The sequence below is a fragment of the Lentzea sokolovensis genome, from assembly GCF_033949975.1.
Taxonomy (GTDB): domain Bacteria; phylum Actinomycetota; class Actinomycetes; order Mycobacteriales; family Pseudonocardiaceae; genus Lentzea; species Lentzea sokolovensis.
Genome location: NZ_JAXAVU010000001.1, coordinates 612,199 through 631,510 on the forward strand (window position 1 = coordinate 612,199; position 19,312 = coordinate 631,510).

General features: G+C 69.6%; 20 protein-coding genes. 14 read left to right on the forward strand and 6 right to left on the reverse strand.

The genetic code is table 11. From position 1 onward, the window contains the following. Nucleotides 1-97: 97 nt before the first annotated feature. From SK854_RS02900 to SK854_RS02925, 6 genes are all read left to right on the forward strand, one after another. The gene (locus tag SK854_RS02900; RefSeq protein WP_319973360.1) at nt 98-2,704 is read left to right on the forward strand and encodes a type 2 lanthipeptide synthetase LanM family protein; all 2,607 of its coding nucleotides are present in this window, start codon (nt 98-100) and stop codon (nt 2,702-2,704) included. After that, nucleotides 2,704-2,892, forward strand: coding sequence for a hypothetical protein (locus SK854_RS02905; RefSeq protein ID WP_319973361.1), 189 nt, complete (start codon nt 2,704-2,706; stop codon nt 2,890-2,892). The genes SK854_RS02900 and SK854_RS02905 overlap by 1 nt, the downstream gene beginning before the upstream one ends. A 69-nt stretch (nt 2,893-2,961) precedes the next feature. Further along, nucleotides 2,962-5,832: an AAA family ATPase gene (locus tag SK854_RS02910; protein ID WP_319973362.1), complete on the forward strand. Its 2,871-nt coding sequence runs from the start codon at nt 2,962-2,964 to the stop codon at nt 5,830-5,832. A 112-nt stretch (nt 5,833-5,944) separates the two neighbouring features. Then, entirely contained in the window at nt 5,945-6,934 is a 990-nt protein-coding gene (locus SK854_RS02915; RefSeq protein WP_319973363.1) for an efflux RND transporter periplasmic adaptor subunit, read from the forward strand. Next, on the forward strand, nt 6,934-7,644 hold the full coding sequence (locus SK854_RS02920; protein WP_319973364.1) for an ABC transporter ATP-binding protein: 711 nt from the start codon (nt 6,934-6,936) through the stop codon (nt 7,642-7,644). The genes SK854_RS02915 and SK854_RS02920 overlap by 1 nt, the downstream gene beginning before the upstream one ends. Next, nucleotides 7,644-8,972: an ABC transporter permease gene (locus tag SK854_RS02925; protein WP_319973365.1), complete on the forward strand. Its 1,329-nt coding sequence runs from the start codon at nt 7,644-7,646 to the stop codon at nt 8,970-8,972. Before SK854_RS02920 ends, SK854_RS02925 begins: the two co-directional genes overlap by 1 nt. Nucleotides 8,973-9,046: 74 nt before the next feature. Here the strand turns inward: SK854_RS02925 and SK854_RS02930 are convergent, their stop codons facing one another. Then, nucleotides 9,047-9,832 carry an aldo/keto reductase gene (locus tag SK854_RS02930; protein WP_319973710.1) on the reverse strand — a complete coding sequence of 262 codons (786 nt, stop codon included), beginning with the start codon at nt 9,830-9,832 and terminating at the stop codon, nt 9,047-9,049. Between the two features lie 55 nt (nt 9,833-9,887). Beyond that, the gene (locus SK854_RS02935; RefSeq protein WP_319973366.1) at nt 9,888-10,652 is read right to left on the reverse strand and encodes an SDR family NAD(P)-dependent oxidoreductase; all 765 of its coding nucleotides are present in this window, start codon (nt 10,650-10,652) and stop codon (nt 9,888-9,890) included. 83 nt (nt 10,653-10,735) lie between these two features. Between SK854_RS02935 and SK854_RS02940 the strand changes: the two genes are divergently transcribed. Genes SK854_RS02940 through SK854_RS02960 form a run of 5 tightly spaced genes read left to right on the forward strand, consistent with a single transcriptional unit; the run spans nt 10,736 to nt 14,152 of the window. Then, a complete protein-coding gene (locus SK854_RS02940) occupies nt 10,736-11,173 on the forward strand; it encodes a MarR family winged helix-turn-helix transcriptional regulator (protein ID WP_319973367.1) in 438 nt (145 codons plus the stop codon). Between the two features lie 22 nt (nt 11,174-11,195). Continuing rightward, nucleotides 11,196-12,287 (forward strand): acyl-CoA dehydrogenase family protein, encoded by a 1,092-nt coding sequence (locus SK854_RS02945; RefSeq protein ID WP_319973368.1) that lies wholly within the window; start codon nt 11,196-11,198, stop codon nt 12,285-12,287. Beyond that, nucleotides 12,287-12,889: a nitroreductase family protein gene (locus SK854_RS02950; RefSeq protein WP_319973369.1), complete on the forward strand. Its 603-nt coding sequence runs from the start codon at nt 12,287-12,289 to the stop codon at nt 12,887-12,889. The genes SK854_RS02945 and SK854_RS02950 overlap by 1 nt, the downstream gene beginning before the upstream one ends. Before the next feature lie 13 nt (nt 12,890-12,902). Continuing rightward, complete coding sequence (locus tag SK854_RS02955) at nt 12,903-13,700, forward strand: thymidylate synthase (protein ID WP_319973370.1); 798 nt, start codon at nt 12,903-12,905, stop codon at nt 13,698-13,700. Further along, entirely contained in the window at nt 13,697-14,152 is a 456-nt protein-coding gene (locus SK854_RS02960; protein ID WP_319973371.1) for a dihydrofolate reductase, read from the forward strand. Before SK854_RS02955 ends, SK854_RS02960 begins: the two co-directional genes overlap by 4 nt. Here SK854_RS02960 and SK854_RS02965 read toward each other — a convergent pair. From SK854_RS02965 to SK854_RS02980, 4 genes are read right to left on the reverse strand one after another with little or no spacing between them, the layout of a single operon-like run. Beyond that, complete coding sequence (locus SK854_RS02965; RefSeq protein ID WP_319973372.1) at nt 14,149-14,694, reverse strand: YciI family protein; 546 nt, start codon at nt 14,692-14,694, stop codon at nt 14,149-14,151. The two genes, SK854_RS02960 and SK854_RS02965, sit on opposite strands and share 4 nt — an antisense overlap. After that, nucleotides 14,670-15,098 (reverse strand): hypothetical protein, encoded by a 429-nt coding sequence (locus SK854_RS02970; protein WP_319973373.1) that lies wholly within the window; start codon nt 15,096-15,098, stop codon nt 14,670-14,672. Before SK854_RS02970 ends, SK854_RS02965 begins: the two co-directional genes overlap by 25 nt. Next, complete coding sequence (locus SK854_RS02975; protein WP_093588201.1) at nt 15,071-15,430, reverse strand: MmcQ/YjbR family DNA-binding protein; 360 nt, start codon at nt 15,428-15,430, stop codon at nt 15,071-15,073. Before SK854_RS02975 ends, SK854_RS02970 begins: the two co-directional genes overlap by 28 nt. A gap of 9 nt (nt 15,431-15,439) precedes the next feature. Next, a complete protein-coding gene (locus tag SK854_RS02980; RefSeq protein ID WP_319973374.1) occupies nt 15,440-16,327 on the reverse strand; it encodes a proteasome assembly chaperone family protein in 888 nt (295 codons plus the stop codon). 143 nt (nt 16,328-16,470) lie between these two features. Between SK854_RS02980 and SK854_RS02985 the strand changes: the two genes are divergently transcribed. From SK854_RS02985 to SK854_RS02995, 3 genes are all read left to right on the forward strand, one after another. Continuing rightward, nucleotides 16,471-17,067 (forward strand): DUF4230 domain-containing protein, encoded by a 597-nt coding sequence (locus tag SK854_RS02985; protein WP_319973375.1) that lies wholly within the window; start codon nt 16,471-16,473, stop codon nt 17,065-17,067. A gap of 64 nt (nt 17,068-17,131) precedes the next feature. Beyond that, complete coding sequence (locus SK854_RS02990) at nt 17,132-18,736, forward strand: serine/threonine-protein kinase (RefSeq protein ID WP_319973376.1); 1,605 nt, start codon at nt 17,132-17,134, stop codon at nt 18,734-18,736. Between the two features lie 141 nt (nt 18,737-18,877). Continuing rightward, on the forward strand, nt 18,878-19,312 hold the full coding sequence (locus SK854_RS02995; RefSeq protein ID WP_319973377.1) for a hypothetical protein: 435 nt from the start codon (nt 18,878-18,880) through the stop codon (nt 19,310-19,312).

The following is a 19,312-nucleotide window of genomic DNA, read 5'->3' on the forward strand; positions in this document are numbered from 1 at the left end:
CGAAACATGGGTGGCGATCCCCCATATTCACGTCCGCCCGCAAATCTGGGGGGTTGATCCCCATGTGCCGCCCGCCCGCGCGTGCGAGGTTGGCCGCGTGACCTCCGCGGCCGAGACCAGCACCGGCGAGAGCTGGACAGCGGCTTTCGCGCACGCTCTGCGCCCGCTGATCGACGCGTCCCGCACGGAGGTCGCGCCGCCGTTCGACGCGGCGTTCGCCGAGCAGCTCGGCCGCCGGCTGGTGGCCATCGCGGCGCGGACGCTCGTGCTGGAGCTGCACAACGCGCGGGACACGCTGACCGCGCCCACCAGCTCCGAGCGGTTCACCGAGTTCACCAGGACGTTGAGCCTGTCGTCGGTCTTCAACCGCTACCCGGTGCTGGCCCGATTGCTCGCGCAGGCCTGTGAGCAGGCAGTTTCCACGCACCACGAGCTGTCGTCGCGGTTCACCCGCGACCGCGGGGAGATCATCCGGACGATCTTCGAGAACACCGATCCGGGCACGCTGATCTCCATCGACATGGGCCAGGGCGACGCACATCGGCAGGGCCGGACCGTCGCGATCCTGACCTTCGAGTCCGGCCAGAGGCTGATCTACCGGCCGCGACCGGTAGGGCTGCACGCGCGGTTCCAGGACCAACTCGACTGGCTTTCCCAGCGCACCGGAATCGAGTTCCGCGCGCCGCGACTGCTCCCCCGCGACGGCTACGGCTGGCTGGAGCACATCCCGTACGCACCGTGCGCGGACGTGGCCGGGGTCGCCGAGTTCTACAAGAGGCTCGGCGCGCTGCTCGCGTTGCTCTACGCGGTCGACGGCACCGACATGCATTACGAGAACCTCATCGCGTGCGGCGACCAGCCGGTGCTCGTGGACGTCGAGACGCTGTTCCACCCCACGCTCACGCCGGACACGGATCCCGCGACGCTCGCCCTGGTGCGTTCGGTGCACCGCACGGCCCTGCTCCCCCACGTGCTGCTGGGCGACAACGGGGTCGCGGACGTGTCCGGGGTCGGCGGTGATCACGGCGTGCTGTCGCCGTTGGACGCGGTCGACTGGGCCGACGCGGGAACCGACCGGATGCGGCTGGTCAGGCGCCCCAAGACGTCGTCGGGTGCGCTCAACCGGCCGCTGCTGCAGGGTGAGCCCGCCGAACCCGCCGACTACCAGGACTCGCTGCTGGCCGGGTTCCGCGCGGGCTACGACGCGATCGTGGCGCACCGCGACGAACTGCTGGGGCTCGTGCGGGCGTGTGTGAACGAAGAAGTGCGGTTCGTGGCACGCGCGACACGGCAGTACGCGCGGTTGCTGGACGAGTCGACGCATCCGTCCGTGCTGGCCGACGCACTCGACCGCGACCTGGCGTTCGGCGTGCTGGTGGTCGACGATCCGCTGCTCGACCGGCTGGTGCCGTTCGAGGTCTCCGACCTGTGGCGCGGCGACGTGCCGCTGTTCACGTGCCGGCCGGGGTCGACCGACCTGTGGACCGCGTCCGGGCTCCGGCTGCCGGGGATGCTGCCGGAGCCCGGACTGCACGCCGTGACGCGCAAGATCCTGGCGATGAGCGAGGTCGACCGGCACGACCAGCAGTGGGTGATCACGGCCCTGCTGGCGTCGCGGCCGCGGCCGGTGTCGCACCACAGCGGCGTCGCGGTGTCCGGGCACGTCGCGCCGGTCGATCCGGATCCGGCCCGGCTGCTGGTCGCCGCGTGCGGGATCGCCGACCAGATCCTCGCGCACGCCGTCACCGGCAGGGACCGCGTCAACTGGCTCGGGCTCGAACTGGTCGACGACCGGCACTGGACGGTGCAGCCGCTCGGCGCCGGTCTGTCCAACGGCTACACGGGTGTGGCGCTGTTCCTGGCCGAACTGGGCGCGCTGACCGGCGCCGCGCGCTACGAGGAGTTCGCGCGCGACGCGCTGCGGCCGTTGCCCGCGCTGCTGGAGATGTTCGCCGGGGAGCCGGAACTCGTCACGGCGGCCGGCGGCGGGATCCACGGCCTGGGCGGCATTTGCTACGGGCTCGCGCGTCTCACTTCGTTGCTCGGCCTGGACGACGAGCTGCTGACCCAGGCCGTGCGGCTGATGCCGGAAGAAGATTCGTCGCTCACCGTCGTGGACGGCGTCGCGGGCTCGCTGGCCGCGATGCTCGCGGTCGGCACGCCGGAAGCACTCACGCTGGCCGATCACTACGCGTCTGCTCTGCGTGGTGCTATTTGTTCCGCGAATGGTTTCGCTCGCGGCCATGCGGGAATCGGATGGGCGCTGAGGCGTTACGCGGCAACGGCTCGCGACGAGTTATCTGACGTGACCGCACGATCGTTCCTGGAGAGCGACGCCATCGACCCGACCGACACCGGCTGGTGCACGGGCCTGGCCGGTGCCGCGCTCGCCAGGGACGACGAGCGTCTGGCCGGTCTGCTGGCGTCCAGGAAACCGTTGCGGGACATGAGTCTCTGCCACGGCGAACTGGGCGTCGTCGAAGCACTGGCCGCGCACCACCCCAGCGCGGCGACCCGTCGCACGGCGTTGTTGCTGGGAGCACTGGAGGAACACGGCGCGCACTGCGCCACCCCGGGCGGCGTGCCGTCACCAGGCCTGTTCACAGGTTTGGCCGGCATCGGTCACGGCCTGCTGCGCCAGGGGTTCCCGGTCCCGTCGGTCCTGCTACTGCAATCGTCACCTGACAAAGAGGAGTGCTCCTGATGAACGAGTCCCTGCACCGCACCGCCGACCAGCCCGAACCGGCCGAGCACGCGATCGGGGAGATGGAGCTCGCGCCGAAGACCTTCGCGGGTGCGCGTGCGCGTGCGTTGATGGGTGTGACCATGGCGATGAGCGCGTTCGTGGCCATCACACCCGCGATCTCGGACACCACGGTGAGCGACAAGTAGGAAACTTTCACCCCTAATACGCCTGGGCAGCCGATACGGAGAACTGCGCAGGACCGTTAGGGTCCAGACATGCAGACCAGAGCGCCCCACGTGGTCGGCCGTGATCGCGAGGTCACGGCCATCACGGGGGCACTCGGACACACGCGCGAGTCCCGTGGCGGCGCCGTCTTCCTCACCGGGGAGGCGGGAATCGGCAAGTCCAGGCTCGCCCGGTACGCGGCGGGCCACGCGTACGACGAGGGCATGCGGGTGCTCAAAGGACGCGGCACGACCATCGGGCCGATGGTGCCGTTTCGTCCAATCGCGGAAGCACTTCTGGGTCTTTTCCGCGGCGAACCGCCGGACGACTCCGCGCTCGGCCCGTACAAACCCGTGCTGGGCACGCTGATCCCGGAGTGGCACGACCACCGGTCCACGACGGAATCTGTCGTGGTTCTGGCAGAAGCGGTGCTCCGGCTGCTCGCGTCCGTCGCGCGCAAGACGCCGTGCCTGCTCGTCCTCGAAGACCTGCACGAGGCGGACGCGGAGACGCTCGCCGTCGTGGAGTACCTGGCGGACAACCTGGAGGACCAGCCGGTCCTGCTGCTGGCCACGATCCGCACCGAACCCGGCCACGCGCTGGAACTCGTGCACCGGATGGGACAACGCGGCTCCGGCCGGCTGGTGGAGCTGCACCGGTTGTCACAGGACGAGGTCGGGCAGATGACGGCCGCGTGTCTGGAGAGCGAGCTGATCCCGGCGGAGCTCGTCGATCGCTTGTGGACGGACAGCGCCGGAAACCCGTTCGTCATCGAGGAACTGCTGCACGGCATGGTCAGCGGCGGCCTGCTGGTGGCCGGTGCGCACGGCTGGCAGGTGCTCGGCGAGCTGAAACTGCCGGTGCCGGCGGCGTTCGTGCGCAGTGTCGCGCACCGCACGGACAGGCTGGGGCCGCAGGGCCGCGAGGTGCTGTCCATCGCGGCGGTGCTGGGCCACCGGTTCCCGCTCTCCGTGGTGCAGAAGGTGACCGGCACCGACGACCGCGCGCTGCTCAGCCACCTGCACGCCGGGGTGGCCGCACAGCTCGTGACGCCGGACGAGCCCGCGCCGGACTGGTACGCGTTCCGGCATCCGCTCACCGCGGACGCGTTGCTGGCCCAGTTGACCCCGGCCGAACGCGTGGACCTGTCGTGCCGCACGGCCGACGCGATCGAGGACCTGCACGCCGGGCTGCCCGGCGACTGGTGCCCGCTCGTCGCGAAGCTGCGGTTCGACGCCGGTTCGCCGACCCAGGCAGGACTTCTGTTCGCCGAGGCGGGCAAACGGGCGCTGGCGGGTGGTGCGGCGAAGTCGGCCGTCACGTTGCTCGACCGCGCGCAGAGCCTGCTCACCGACGCCGCCCGCGCCGACGTTCTGGACACGTTGCTGCCGGCGCTGGCCGAGACGGGCGACTTCGAACGCGCCTTCGCCCTGGAGATGAAGGATCTCCAGGGCCTGGACGGCCCGCAGCGCGCGAAGCTCCACACGCGACTGTCACGTGTCGCCTACCTCGCCGGCTGGTTCACCGAAGGCGTGGAACAGGTGCGCGTCGCGAGGACGTTGCTCGGACCGGACGCGCCTGACGAACTGGCCGCGCAGCTGGACGTCAACTCCGCCTACCTGACGCTGAACATCCCGAGCCCCGACCGGATCTCCTCGGCCGCGGGCCTCGCCAAGCAGGCGGCACTGGCGGCGGACCGGGCGCAACTGCCGACGGTCGCGTGCGAGGCGTGGCAACTGCTCGGGATCATCGCGCGCGAGCAGGACATCGACGAGGCGAACACCTGCTTCAGCAAGGCTCTCGCGCTCGCGGACGCGCACCAGATGCCGATCCAGCACGTCTACGCGCTGGTCCGCCTGGCGGGCAACGACTGGCTGCAGCACGGCAGCACCGCGTCGCTCGGCCGCACGCACGCCGAGGCGTGCCGGGCGGGCGCGATCACGGTGGCGCACAACGTGGACGCGATCCTGGCGCTGCAGTCCGTGCTGACCGGGGACTACGTCGTCGCGGCCGAGGAGATCGACCGCTGCCTGCGCACGACGACCCGCCTGCGGTTCCACGCGCTGACCCGCTATCTGCTGATGGCGAAGGCGACCCTGGCCGCGCACCGGGGCAACCGCGCCGAAACCGACGACGCCATCAGCGAGTTCGAGGCGGTCGCGAAGAACGGGGCGCAGGAGTACCCGCTGTGCTTCGGGCTCGCCCGCGCGTTCTGCGCCCTGCTGGAGGAGAACCACGCGCTGGCGATGGCGGAACTCGACCGCGCGCTCGCGCTGGAATCCCAGAACCCCACCACGTTCCACCTTTCCGGCACGCACGGAATGCGGGTGCTGCTCGGTGTGCTCGACGGCCGGTTCGGCTGGTCCGACTACTGGGAGCTGACCGCGGCGTCCGCCTCGGGAATGCGGTGGAACCGGCAGTTCACCGAACTGGCGCACGCCGTTCTCCTCGGCCGCGACAACCGGTTCGCCGAGGCCCTGGAAGCCTTTCAGCACGCCCAGGAAGCCTCGGAGCTGTATCCGCTGGCCGGGCACCTGGGCCGGCGGCTGATCGCGGCGGAGGCGACGGGCTGGGGCGATCCGGTGTCCTGGCTGCGTTCGGCGGAGGAGTACTTCCACCAGGCCGCGATTCCGGCGGTGGCGTCGGCGTGCCGCGGCCTGCTGCGCCAGGCCGGAGCGCCGGTCCAGCAACGCCGCAACGGCACGGAACAGGTACCGCGGCAGTTGCGCGGGCACGGCGTGACGGTGCGCGAGTTCGAGGTGTTCGTGCTGCTGGCCGACCGAATGGGCAACAAGGCGATCGGCACCCGGCTGCACATCTCGCCGCGTACGGTGGAAAAGCACGTCGCCTCGCTCATCGCGAAGACCGGCCAGCCCGACCGTGAAGCGCTTTCCACCTATGCCGCCGCGCTGAGCCGCTAGTTTCGATCAGGGCCGAAACGTCGAGGGACATCGGCCGAAAGACTGATGCAACCTCAGGGACCTATCAGGTGTCCTTATCGGTAGGTTGGTCGAAACGACATGGGGGACGTTCGTGCGCAAAATTGTTCTCGCGCCGCTGTGCGCGCTGGTCACGGTGACCGTGGCGGCGTGCAGTCCGTCAGGTCCGGACCAGACCAATCCGGAGCTGGCGCCGCGCGGCACGCCGATGACCAAGGTCAAGCCCACCAGGCAGGACCTGACCACCAAGATCAGCATCACCGGCAAGGTCGAGATGAACCCGACGTTCGGGCTCGTCGCGCCGGTCGCGGGCGAGGTGCGGTACTTCGACGTCCCGGCACCCAACGGCACGCCGACCAGGCCCATCCGGGTCGCCACGGTGTGGAAGGACCAGACGCCGAACTACGTCGAGGCGCCGCCCGGATCCACGTTCAGCGGCAGGCTCGTCGACGACAAGGCGACGGTGACGGCGGGCATGCCGATCGCGTCGGCCAAGCACGTCGGCTACGCGATCGTCGGCGACATCGACGGCCAGCAGGCGTACAAGATCAACGGCGCGCTCACCGACGTCGTGGTGCAGATCAAGAACGGCCCCGGCCCGTTCCCGTGCGCGGTGCTCGGCACGATCGCCGCGCTGCCGCAGGGCACGATCCCGGAGAAGCCGCCGGTCACGCCGGACACCAAGGACGAGAAGAAGGACCAGCCGCAGCAACAGCAGCAGCCCAAGGACCAGCCGCAGCAGCCGAGCGGCTCCACGGGCCTGCGCATCGTGTGCACCGCGCCCGCCGACGTGCAGATGATCAACGGCGCCAGCGCGTCGATCGAGGTCACCACCGGCAAGTCGGCGCAGGCGCTGGTCGTCCCGGTCGAGGCCGTCGCGGGTGCGCAGGGCAAGGGCAAGGTCGACGTCATCGCGGGAGACGGCGCGCGCCGCACCACGGACGTGACGCTGGGGCTGACCGACGGCAAGGTCATCGAGATCAAGTCGGGTCTCACCGGTGACGAGGAACTGGCCGTGCCGGGCCCGAACCTGCCAGAGGGTCAGCAGCAGGGCGGCGACCAGACCAAGCCGACGGGTCCGTGATGACGCAGTCCTTCGATCAACCCACGGTTCAGGTGCAGGCACCGCTGCTGCAGCTCAACGGCATCACGAAGGTCCTGAAGGGGCAAGGGGAACCGCGCACGATCCTGTCCGGTGTGGACTTCACCGTCCATCCTGGACAGAGCGTGGCGATCCTCGGCCGGTCCGGCTCCGGCAAGTCGACGCTGCTGTCGCTGATCGGTCTCTTCGACCGCGCCGACGAGGGCCAGTACTTCCTGCACGGCAACGACATCACGAAGCTGCCCGAACGCAGGGCCGCGGCGTTGCGCAGCGCGGAGTTCGGGTTCGTCTTCCAGCGCTTCTTCCTGCTCAAGCACCTCACCGCGGCGCAGAACGTGGCGATGGCACTGGTGAACGGCCAGGGCTGGTCGGCACGGCGCAAGCGCAAGCAGCTGGTCATGGAAGCTTTGGAGCAGGTCGGCATCGCGCACCTCGCGAAGTCCAAGCCCACCAGGCTTTCCGGTGGTGAGCAGCAGCGCGTGGCCATCGCCCGCGCACTCGTGCGGCAGCCGCGGATCATCCTCGCCGACGAGCCCACGGGCGCACTCGACACCGAGACCGGCAACCTCGTCGTCGAGGTGCTGCTCAACACGACCAGGCAGGGCTGTGGCCTCGTGCTGGTGACGCACGACCACGATCACGCGCGCAAGATGGGCCGCGTGATGGAGCTCCGCGACGGGCGGTTCAACTGATGCTTTCCGGCAAGTTCCGGTCCGCCCTGGTCATCGGCGGACAGGGCATCCGCGCCCGAAAACTGCGCACGTTCCTCTCGATGGTCTCGCTGTTCCTGGGTGTTCTCGCCGTCGTGGCCGTGCAGGCGGGGTCGGAGATCGCCGAACGCGCGATGCTCACCGACGTCGAACTGCAGTCGGGCAAGGACGGCACGATCCGGGGTTACGTCCCCGGTGAGAAGGGCGCGCCGGCGATCGTCGAGTCGACGTTCAAGGGCCGCGCCGACGCCGTCGCGATGATCAGCTCGCAGGCGATCATCGGCGAGCCCGGTGTGCGGCCGATCAACGAGGGCGGCATGCCGTTCGAGTACGCCGGCCGCGGCGGGAACTACTACGGCCCGCGGATGATCTGCGACGCCGACGGCACGTGCCAGGAGCAGAAGGAGCCGGAGAAGAAGCCGGACGGTCAGGCCATCGAGGTCAGCATGGTCGCGCTGACCGGCGACATCCGCCCGTTCAAGCCGTTCCGCCCGGTCTCCGGCAGCTGGCTCGACTTCGGGACCGCGCCGTCGCTCGCTCCCCGGATCGTGCTGAACGAGGAGGCCGCCAAGGGCCTGCGGCAGTACCGCGTCCCCGGCGAGATGACGATCGAGGGCGCCACCCACCACGTGACGCCGCAGATCATCGGCGTGGTGCAGGACGGCGACATGCAGCCGCGCATCTACATGCGGCTCGACGAGCTGCGCACGTGGATGCCGTCGGCCACCGCGACCAGCAACGCCAACCAGTACCGCGGTGGCGGCACGAGCCTCGAGCTGTTCATGCAGCCGGGCACGGACGACCTGCAGCAGCTGCTCAAGGCCAAGCTCGTCGGCGCGGGCCTGCCGCAGGAGCAGATGCAGTTCCAGGCGGTGAAGTCCAAGGAGCGCATGGAGTCCCAGCTGCGGATCATGCAACTGATCTTCCTGGGCATGGCGTTCCTGGTGCTGCTGATCGGTGTCGCGGGCATCCTGAACGTCGGCCTCGCCACCGTCGGTGAGCGCGTCGAGGAGTTCGCGCTGCGCCGCGCGGTCGGCATGTCCCGGCTGCTGCTGGCGGGCATCGTGCTGGCCGAGACGTTGCTGACCGGTCTGCTGACCGCCGCGCTCGCGATCGGCGCGGGCGTCGCCGGGTTGCAGGTGGCGCTGATGATGTTCGGCAGCCGCTTCCCGTCGCTGGTGGGCACCGCCTTCCCGTGGGAGGCGGGGGTCGCCGGGGTGATCGCGGGCCTCGTCGCCGGTGTGCTGGGCGGGCTCATCCCGGCCATCAGGGCGGCACGGATCCCGATCGCCACAGTCATGCGGGCCTAGTCCTTGGCCCGTCGCCGACGAAGCCCCGGACCGCGATCAAGCGGGCCGGGGCTTCGTATTTCCGGGTCACGCCACTAGTTGAGCTCGTCCGGGTTCGGGCCGATGCGGCCGCCGCGGTCCAGAGTGGACAGCGCCTCGATCTCGGCGTCGGGCAGCTCGAAGTCGAACACGTCGATGTTCTCCCGGATCCGGGACGGCGTCACGGACTTCGGGATCACGACGTTGCCGATCTGCAGGTGCCAGCGCAGCACGATCTGCGCGGCCGACTTGCCGTGGGCCAGGGCGATCTTCTGGACGACCGGATCGCTCAGCAGCTCGCCGCCCTGGCCGAGCGGCGACCAGGCCTCGGTCTGGATGCCCTGCTGGGCGTTGAACGCGCGCACCTCGGTCTGCTGGAAGTACGGGTGCACCTCGATCTGGTTGACCGCCGGCACGACGCCGGTCTCGTCGATCAGCCGCTTAAGGTGATCGGGCTGGAAGTTGGACACGCCGATCGCACGGACGCGGCCTTCCTTCTGCAGCTCCACGAACGCCTTCCAGGTGTCGACGTAGTTGTCGCGCGCCGGGGTCGGCCAGTGGATCAGGTACAGGTCGAGGACGTCGAGGCCGAGCTTGCGCAGCGACTCGTCGAACGCGCGCTTCGTCGCGTCGTAGCCGTGGTCGTCGTTCCAGAGCTTGGTGGTGACGAAGAGGTCGTCACGGTCCACACCGGACTGGGCGATGGCGGCACCCGTGCCGGCCTCGTTGCCGTAGGCCGCGGCGGTGTCGATGCTGCGGTATCCGGCCTTCAGCGCCTCCGCGACGGCGGGGGTGGCCTCCGCGTCCGGCACCTGCCAGACGCCGAAACCGAGCTGGGGCATGGTGACGCCGTTGTTGAGCTTCACGGTGTTCAAAGCAGAATCCTTACGGTTGTACTTACGGAATGAGCGTCGGAGCGGTGCCGCCGTCGACGCGCAACGCGGCTCCGGTCGTCGCGGACGACAGGTCCGACGCGACGTAGGTGATGAGGTTCGCGACCTCGTGGGGGCGGATCAGGCGGCCCAGCAACAAGGTCGGCCGTTCGGTGCGGACGAACTCCGCCTCGCCGCCGTCGCCGACGCGCTCGCGGATGAACTCCTCGACGCCGGGAGTCAGCGTGGGGCCGGGCAGCACCGAGTTCACGGTGACGCCGGTGCCCTTGACCTCCTGGGCCATGCCGCGCGAGATGGCGATCTGCGCGGTCTTCGTCATGCCGTAATGGACCATCTCGGTCGGCGTGAAGACGCCGGACTCGCTGCTCACGAAGATGACCCGGCCCCAGCCGCGGTCGACCATGCGGGGCGTGTAGTGCCGGGCGAGCCGGACGCCGGACATGACGTTGGTGTCGAAGAACCGCTGCCACTCGGCGTCGTCGATCTCGAAGACCGGCTTCGCGCCGTAGATGCCCAGGTTGTTGACGAGCACGTCCACGTCGGGCACCTGGCCGGTCAGTTCGGCCGCGCCCTCGGCGGTCGCGAGATCCGCCGCGACACCGCGCACGTCACCGTGGGCGCTGAGCTTGCCGACCGCCTCGGCCACGCGGTCCTCGGCGCGGCCGGTGATGACGACGGCGGCACCCGCTTTGAGCAGCCCTTCCGCGGTGGCGAAGCCGATGCCCGCGGTGGAGCCCGTCACAAGTGCCGTGCGTCCCGACAGATCCATGTCTCTCCCCGGTAGACTTGTTGAAGACGATTACAAGCGTACGCAATAGTTGCACACGCTGTCTATTCGAGAAGGGTTGACCTATGTCACTGGACGACGACGCCGTCCAGGCGCGCGCACAGGGATGGCGCACGCTCGCGGCGTTGCACGCGCGCATCGAGGACCGCCTCGAACGAGCGCTGCAGAAGGGCCACGAACTCTCCGTCAGCGAGTACACCGTTCTGGACGTCCTCAATCGCCAGGACGGGTTCCACCTTCGGATGAACCAGCTCTCCAACGCCGTGGTGCTCAGCCAGTCAGCCACAACGCGCCTGGTCACGCGACTCGAGGACCGCGGCCTGCTGTCGCGCTACCTCTGCCCCACCGACCGGCGCGGCATCTACACCGAGGTCACCGAGAAGGGCCACGAGCTGCTCGCGCTCGCCCGTCCCACGCACGACCAGGTGCTCTCCGAGTCGCTGTCGGAAGCCGGGGACGTTCCGGAGCTCAAGCCACTCGTTGAGGCGCTCGCCAAGCTGTAGCCGCTGGAGCAAGATCGCGCGCATGGATCTCCACGCCCTGATCCGCGCCGAGGCGCCGGTGGCCGAACAGCAGCGCGCCCTCACCGAACCGGTGCTGACCGCGCTCGTCGACCACGGCGTGCACCGCCTGATCGCCCCGAAGCGCTACGGCGGCGCCGAACTCGGGCTGCCGCAGTGGAGCCGGGAGGTCCAGGAGCTGTCGAGGTCCGACGCCTCGACCGGCTGGACCGCGATGACGACCACCATCTCGTCGTCGCTGGCCTGGTACCTGCCCACCGACGCCGCCGACGAGGTGTTCGGCGACCCGCGCGCGTTGATCGCGGGCACCGCCGCGCCGTTGGGGAAGGCCGTGGAAACCGACGGCGGTTATCGCGTGACCGGCCGTTGGGGCTGGGGCAGCGCCGTCACTCACGCCTCATGGGTCATCGGTGGCACGCTCACGCCCGTAGGTCCGCGTCTGGCCGTGTATCCGCGTGAGGACGTGACTATCCACGACACGTGGCACGCCGCCGGCCTGCGCGCGACCAGTTCGCACGAGTTCTCTCTCACGAACGCCTTCCTGCCGTCACGTCGTGCGGTGTGGCCGATCGGCATCGCCCCCGGCATCGAAGGCCCCATCACGGTGTTCCCCTACTTCAGCTTCCTGGCCGTGGGCGTCGCGTCCGTGTGCCTGGGCGTGGCCCGCCGCGCGATCGACGAGATCGAGGCGCTGGCCGTCGAGAAGGTGCCGCAGTACGCGACGTCCCGCCTCGCGGAGCAGACCGGCGTGCAGATCGAGCTCGCGCTGATGGAGGCACGGCTGTCGTCGGCGACGGCGTTCCTGCACGAGACGCTGAGCGCGGCCTGGGACGCGGCGCTGACCGGCGCCGCCGCCGCGGATCCCGTGAAGGCGCGGCTGCGGCTGGCCTGCTCGTTCGCCTCGGGCGAGGCGACGGACGTGACGCAGAAGGCGTTCGCGGCGGGCGGCGGCAGTTCGGTGTTCGAGTCGTCCGCTCTGCAACGCTGCCTGCGCGACGCGCACGTGGCGGCGCAGCACACGGTGGTGTCGCGGCGGATGCTGGAGACCTACTCGATGCTCAAGCTGGGGCTCGCCCCGGACATGACGAGGTTCTGATGGACGCCCTCGAAGCGATCATGACCACGCGGGCGATCCGCCGGTTCACCGACGAGCCCGTGGCCGTCGACGACGTGTGGACGTGTCTGCGGGCAGCCCAGCAGGGGCCGTCCGGGGGCAACGTCCAGCCCACGCGGTACCTGGTCGTCACCGATCCGGACGTGCGCGCCGAGGTGGGCAGGCTGTACCGCAGCGCGTTCACCCGCTACGCCGAGATGGCGCCGGAACGCACTGACGCGGTCGGCCTGCGGATCGGCCGGTCCGCGAACCACCTCGCCGACACCCTCGCGTCCGTGCCGGTGATCGTGTTCTTCCTCATGCCCCGGCTGCCGTCGCTGGTGGAGGGCATCGACATCGGGCCGGTGCACGCGTCGGTGTACCCGGCCGTGCAGAACTTCTGCCTGGCCGCGCGCGCGTTGGGGCTCGGCACCACGCTGACCACGGTGATCAGGGTGCATCAGGCCGAGACGCTGGAGCTGCTCGGCGTGCCGGAGCGCTGGGAGATCGCCGCGATGGTCCCGCTCGGCCACCCCGCCGAGAAGTTCTCCGTGGCCGTGCGACGCGACGTGGCGGAGGTGACGTCGTTCGACCGCTGGAATTAGTTAGGGTGCGTTCATGCCCGACACGCAGTACGAAGACCTGCTCCGCCACGTCCTCAAAGAGGGTGTGCGCAAGGAGGACCGCACCGGCACCGGCACGCGGTCGATCTTCGGCCACCAGCTGCGCTATCCGCTCGCCGCCGGTTTTCCGCTGATCACGACGAAGCGCGTGCACTTCAAGTCGATCGCGTACGAGCTGCTGTGGTTCCTGCGTGGCGACAGCAACGTCCGCTGGCTGCAGGAGCACGGCGTGTCCATCTGGGACGAGTGGGCCTCCCCCGAGGGGGAGCTGGGCCCGGTCTACGGCGTGCAGTGGCGGTCGTGGCCGACGCCCGACGGCGGGCACGTCGACCAGATCGCCGAAGTGCTCAAGACGTTGAAGACGAACCCGGACTCGCGCCGGATCATCGTCTCCGCCTGGAACGTCGGCGAGATCCCGCAGATGGCGCTGCCGCCGTGCCACGCGTTCTTCCAGTTCTACGTCGCGGACGGCAAGCTCTCCTGCCAGCTCTACCAGCGCAGCGCGGACCTGTTCCTCGGCGTGCCGTTCAACATCGCCTCCTACGCGCTGCTGACGCACATGATCGCCGCGCAGACCGGCCTCGGCGTCGGCGACTTCATCTGGACCGGCGGCGACTGCCACATCTACGACAACCACGTCGAGCAGGTCGAGCTGCAGCTCAGCCGGGACGCGCGCGAGTTCCCCACGCTGAAGACGGCTCCGGCGGCCTCGCTGTTCGAGTACGGGTACGAGGACTTCACGATCGAGGGCTACGACCCGCATCCCGGCATCAAGGCTCCGGTGGCGGTGTGATCGGGCTGATCTGGGCCCAGACCGCCGACCGCGTGATCGGCCGCGACAACGCCATCCCCTGGCGCGTCCCCGAGGACATGAAGCACTTCCGGGAGATCACCGCGGGCTCGGCCGTCCTCATGGGACGCCGCACGTGGGAGTCGCTGCCGCCGCGCTTCCGGCCGCTGCCGGGCCGCCGCAACCTGGTGCTGTCCCGGACGCCCCAGGAGGGCGCCGAGACGTTCGACGGCCTGGAGAAGGCCCTGGCCGACGTCACCGGCGACCTGTGGGTGATGGGCGGGTCGGCGGTGTACGCGGCGACGCTGCCGTTCGCCGACCGCGTCGAGGTGACCGAGATCCGCGAGGCGTTCGAGGGCGACACGTACGCACCCGTCGTGGACCGGGAGCCGGTCAGCGTCGGCGAGTGGCTGGAGTCGAGCAGCGGCCTGCACTACCGGTTCGTCAGCTACTAGCGACGGCCGCCGAACTCCCACTCGTGCACCTCGACGGCGTCGTACCGGTCCGCGGTCAGCACCGATCGCGGGTCCGCCGACCTGACCAGTGCCGCCGTGCCCAGCCAGGCGTTGCCGTCGTCTGAGAGCAACGGCCCGTACGCGATCAGCTCCTCCGGCCGCGCAGGGACGAGGTCCGCGGGGTCTCCGGAGCCGAACCCGAGCACCAGGTGGCCACCACCCTCGCGGCCGCCGGGGAAGTCCCACATCGTGCGCCCGAGCACGTTGCGCCACCTGCGCACCAGCACGTCCCGGTAGCCACCGGCCTGGTAGATGGGCTCGTCGAACGCGAACGCACGGGCAGCGGCCGCGTCCGGCACGTCGACGACGTGCACGCTGCCCGTGACCACGTCGTCCGCGAACGTGGGCCCGCGGGCGATGAGCTCGAACCCGTCCATGTAGGACCAGTGCGCCTCGACCAGCCTTGAGCGCACCGGCATCGACCCCGGCCGATCCCGGTGGTAGCAGAGGAACTCCACTAGAGCCCGACCTCGGCGGTCCACACGGGAAGGACGAAGTCCTCGTCCGTTCCCGGCCAGTCGCCGGCGAGGTAGTCAGCGACGACGGCCGCCAGCGTCGCGTCCGGATCGACCTTGGCGCCGAACGGCAGCGCGTCCTTCTTCGCCGAGCTCGTCGAACACTTCAGGTGCCCTGCCTGCACGTCGTACCAGACGTAGAAGGTCGCTGTCCGCTCCATCGCGGTCACGCGCTCACCGAGCCGTCGCGCGGTCTCCTCGAACGCGGCGACCACCTCCGCCGCCACGGGTGTCTCCCCCTTGGCCCTGCCCAGCGACCAGGTGTTCTCCTCCGCCTGGGCCTGGAGATCACCTGTCAGCAGCAACGGCTCGTCCGCGACCTCGCGGATCCACTTCGTCAGCGTCACCGGCGCCGTGCCCTCGCGTGCCACGCTTCCACGATCAACTCTTCCAACTCCCCCACCTCGATGTGTTCCAGCCGCACCAGGATCGCCGGATACCCGTTGAAGTGCGGCGTCGTGAAGTAGACCGAGTGGTCCGAGGCCAGCAACGCCTCCTTGGCGCCGAGGTCCGGGACGCGGGCGGCCAGGATCGGTCCGGACGGGGCCGCCGCCCCCAGCGCCGACAGATCGGTCTTGCGCAGCGGCCGTTCCCAGACGAACAGCTTGTCCTTGACCCTCCAGTCGACGACGCCCTCGCGCACCCGCTCCGTGACATCGGGCATGGAGGTGGCGATCCGGTGCACGTCGTCCCAGGTGGCCATAGCGAGCTCCTACAGGTGGTCCGGCGGACGCTGCTGCTCGGCCAGGAACCGTTCGAACTCGGCCCCCAGTTCGTCCGCGCTGGGGAGGTCGGTGTTTCCCACAGTCTGGATGAAGGCGTCGTACTGCCGCTCGAGCGCTTCCACCACCTGGGCGACCTCCTCGGACTCCGCGACCTGCCGGTGGATCTCGGCGTCGGCGGCCTGCGCGGCGTCGACCAGCGAGCCGATGGGCAGCGCGAGGCCGGTGGCGCGGGCGAGGGCGTCGAGCAGGGTCACGGCGGCGGTCGGGTACTGCGACTGCGCCAGGTAGTGCGGCACCTGGGCGGCGAACCCCATCGCGTCGTGGCCCGCCTGGCCGAGGCGGAACTCCAGCAGCCCGGACACGTTGCCGGGCACCTGCACGCGGTTGAAGAACGGCTGGTACTCCGACACGAGCTCGGGTCGCGTGGCGTGGCCGATGACGTTCAACGGCCGTGTGTGCGGCACCCCCATCGGGATCCCGTGGTAGCCCACGGTCAGACGCACACCCCAGCGGTCGATCAGCGAGCGCACGGCCTGGATGAACGCCTCCCAGCCGCGGTCCGGCTCGGGGCCGGTGAGCAGCAGGAACGGGTGGCCCGCGCTGTCCCAGAGCAGGTGCACGACCAGTTCCGGGGCGGCGTAGTCCTCCCAGTGGTCGGTCGCGTAGGTCATCAGCGGGCGGCGGGACCGGTAGTCGATCAGGCCGTCGATGTCGAAGCGCGCGACGACGCGGCTTTCGAGGGTCTCCAGCAGGTGCTCGGTGAGCAGACGGCCCGCGGCACCGGCGTCCATGAAGCCCTCGAAGTGGTGCAGCAGCACCGCACCCGTGAGGTCCGGGACCTCCGAGTCCACCTCGTACAGGTTCTCCGGGTCCACCGCACGCCTCCTGAACTGTCGCTCTCGTCTCGTCCAAGCCAACCACGTGGACACGGAACTGATTCCGCTCGGGTCGATTAGCCCATACGGACCGTGTGCGCGCATCACCTCACGGGTACTCCAACGCGGTGTATAGGCGCTGGGTGACGCGTGGAGCATTGGTCGCGGCCGTCCTCATTCTCCTCGGAGTGGCGGCGTTCGGTTTCACACAAATAAAACCCTTCGGTGACGAATCCATCGACCGCAGCCAGCCCGCGATGCTGAAGTCGGTGCGGGACCTGAGCCAGTACCACGCCGCCGCGGGCGAGTTCCAGGTCGTGCTGGACATCGAGAACGACGTGAAGTGGGTGCCTGCCGCACTGGCCGGCGAACGGACGCTGTTCGTCGCGGCCGGGTCCGTCAACGCCTTCGTGGACCTGGGGACGCTCCAGGACGACGGGCTGATCCTGTCGCCGGACGGCAAGACCGTCGAACTGCGCGTGCCGAAGCCCCAGCTGGACAAACCGAACCTGCACCACGACAGGTCGTACGTGTTCAGCCAGGAACGCGGCCTGATCAACGACCTGCAGGCGCTGGCGGGACCTCCTGACCAGCAACGGTTCTACGTCGCCGCGGAGGCCAAGCTCACCGAGGCCGCGCAGAAGTCGGAGATCCTCAAGCGCGCCGAGGACAACACCCGCGTGATGCTGACGGGAATGTTGCAGGCACTGGGATTCCAGGTGAAGGTCGTCGGCGACTGAACCTCCCGGCCAATCCCTGCGAACGTCCAGCGATGCCCCGTTCGCTCCGGGATAGGATCCGCCGGTGGAAGACGATCTGATGGCCTGGGCGCCCGCGCAGGGAGCTGCGCAGGCGCCGGAGATCGCGTTGCCCGGCTACAGCGGCTTCCGCGTGATCGCGCAGGGCGGCGAGGGCACGATCTACCGCGCTCGCCAGGACGGCCTGGGCCGCGACGTCGCGGTCAAGGTGCTGCAGGTGACGGACCCGGCCACGGTGACGCGCTTCCGCCGCGAGCTGGCCATCACCGTCGAACTGGGCCGCCAGCACCCCCACATCGTCACGGTGCTCGACACGGGCACGCTCCCGGACGGCCGTCCGTGCATCGTCATGGAGTTCTACGAACGCGGCTCGCTGCACGACCGGTTGCGCGCCATGGGCCCGTTGCCCGTGCAGGACGTGGTGGCGGCGGGCATCGCGGTGGCGGACGCGCTGGCGTTCGCGCACGGCCAGAGCATCCTGCATCGGGACGTGAAGCCGCAGAACGTCCTGGTTCTCCCGACTTCGTACGTGCTGGCCGATTTCGGCATCGCGCGTGGCGCCGACGCGGGACATTCCGCGTCACTGCAGATGGTCAGCTACCGGCACGCCGCTCCGCAGATGCTGGAGGGCGCCGCGCCGTCGTTCGCCGACGACATCTGGTCGCTCGGCTCGACGCTGTTCACGTTGCTGGAGGGCAAACCGCCGTTCGCCTCGGACAACCCGGACGAGGACACGCTGCTCTCCTACGTCGGCCGGGTCGGCAGCGGCGAACCCCGGTCGCTCACGCGGTTCGACGTGCCGGCGCCCCTCGTCGCCGTGCTCCAGCGCTGCCTGCGCAAGGACCGGGCCGAGCGCTTCGGTTCGGCACTGGAGCTGCGCGACGCGCTGATGGCGGTGAACTCCGGCACCTCGCTGTCCACTGTGGATCCCGACGCGACGGCGATGCTGGGCGAACGCCCCGACTACTACCCGGAGGGCCCGACCGAGGCGCCGGGTTTCGGGCCGCGCGGCTTCAGACCCGAACCGGAACCCGAACCCGAACCGGAACAAGAGCGCGACGACTCGTGGCAGGGCCGGCTCGAAGACCTGACCTACCGGCAGCACGACCTCGTCCCGCCACCGCCTCCCCGGTCGCAGCCGGTCGCGGTGCTACCGACAGTAGATCTGCCTCCCGTCGAACCGATGACCGCGCCGGTCCGCAAGAGCAAACGCGGCGCGGTGCTGGCGTTGCTGGCCGTGATCGCGGTGACCGGCGGGCTCGCCGCGGGCATCTTCCTCAACCGGGGTGACGACCGTCAGCAGGCCCAACCACCAGTGACGACAACGACACCGCCCGTGCCGACCTCGGACTCCGCCGACGCGGGACCGTCACCGAACACCGACCCGAGGTTCGTCCCGGTCCTCAAGCGCGCCGAGTACCAGGGCAGGGCGATCGAGCTGGAATGGAGCGATCCCAGCGACGGCCAGGCCGAGTTCGTCGTGGTCGACGTGACGGGCGCCAAGCCGAACGCCGTGACGAGAGTGACCGGCGGCAGCACGAAGTACGTCATCGAGGACGGTGGCGGTGACCGGCGGTGCTTCCAGATCGCGGCGTTCGGCTACAACGGCGAACGTGGCAGCTCCGCAAAGGTCTGTGCCAACAAGAACTGACCTTGTTCACGACCGTTGTTGTTGCGCACGCACGAACTGGCGTAGGTTGCCCCGGTGCAAAGCGCTCGTTATGCCGGCCCACCGATGTTCGCTCGACAACGAAAGCGCCGCATTCTCATTGTGTGGGCGGTCATTCCACTCGTGGTCGGCATCGGGATCGGCATGCTGATCGGCGGCAACCTGCAGTCGGAGTCCCGGCAGAACACGGGCGCCTCGCCCACTTCCCCGGCTGTGCCCGATCAGCTCGAATACACGGACATGCCCTGCGACCCCGGCTCGTCCGTCCTCGTGCTGCACTCGCTGGAAGGCGCGATGCCGCAGTCGGAAGTCCAGGTGCTGCTGGACTACGAAACGATGTGGGTGAAGCATCGTGAGAGCGCGAACCCCGCACTGCGCGGCCAAACCGCGTTCCTGACCAGACGCGACGACGTCTGCCCGGTCATCGTCCCCGAGGACACGCGATTCACGCAGTTCATCTGGCTCGGCCCGTTCCCGTCCGACACGGCACCGGGGCTGTGCGAGGCGCTGTTCAAGGTGATCGGGAAGAACTGCATTCCCGCCCAGGTGGTGCGCTGA

Coding starts and splice junctions, on each gene's coding strand:
- SK854_RS02935 (WP_319973366.1), bottom strand. CDS start 10,652: ATGGATCTGTCGGGACGCACGGCACTTGTGACGGGCTCCACCGCGGGC.
- SK854_RS02955 (WP_319973370.1), top strand. CDS start 12,903: ATGCCCGACACGCAGTACGAAGACCTGCTCCGCCACGTCCTCAAAGAG.
- SK854_RS02920 (WP_319973364.1), top strand. CDS start 6,934: ATGACGCAGTCCTTCGATCAACCCACGGTTCAGGTGCAGGCACCGCTG.
- SK854_RS02950 (WP_319973369.1), top strand. CDS start 12,287: ATGGACGCCCTCGAAGCGATCATGACCACGCGGGCGATCCGCCGGTTC.
- SK854_RS02975 (WP_093588201.1), bottom strand. CDS start 15,430: ATGGCCACCTGGGACGACGTGCACCGGATCGCCACCTCCATGCCCGAT.
- SK854_RS02940 (WP_319973367.1), top strand. CDS start 10,736: ATGTCACTGGACGACGACGCCGTCCAGGCGCGCGCACAGGGATGGCGC.
- SK854_RS02910 (WP_319973362.1), top strand. CDS start 2,962: ATGCAGACCAGAGCGCCCCACGTGGTCGGCCGTGATCGCGAGGTCACG.
- SK854_RS02905 (WP_319973361.1), top strand. CDS start 2,704: ATGAACGAGTCCCTGCACCGCACCGCCGACCAGCCCGAACCGGCCGAG.
- SK854_RS02945 (WP_319973368.1), top strand. CDS start 11,196: ATGGATCTCCACGCCCTGATCCGCGCCGAGGCGCCGGTGGCCGAACAG.
- SK854_RS02930 (WP_319973710.1), bottom strand. CDS start 9,832: ATGCCCCAGCTCGGTTTCGGCGTCTGGCAGGTGCCGGACGCGGAGGCC.
- SK854_RS02925 (WP_319973365.1), top strand. CDS start 7,644: ATGCTTTCCGGCAAGTTCCGGTCCGCCCTGGTCATCGGCGGACAGGGC.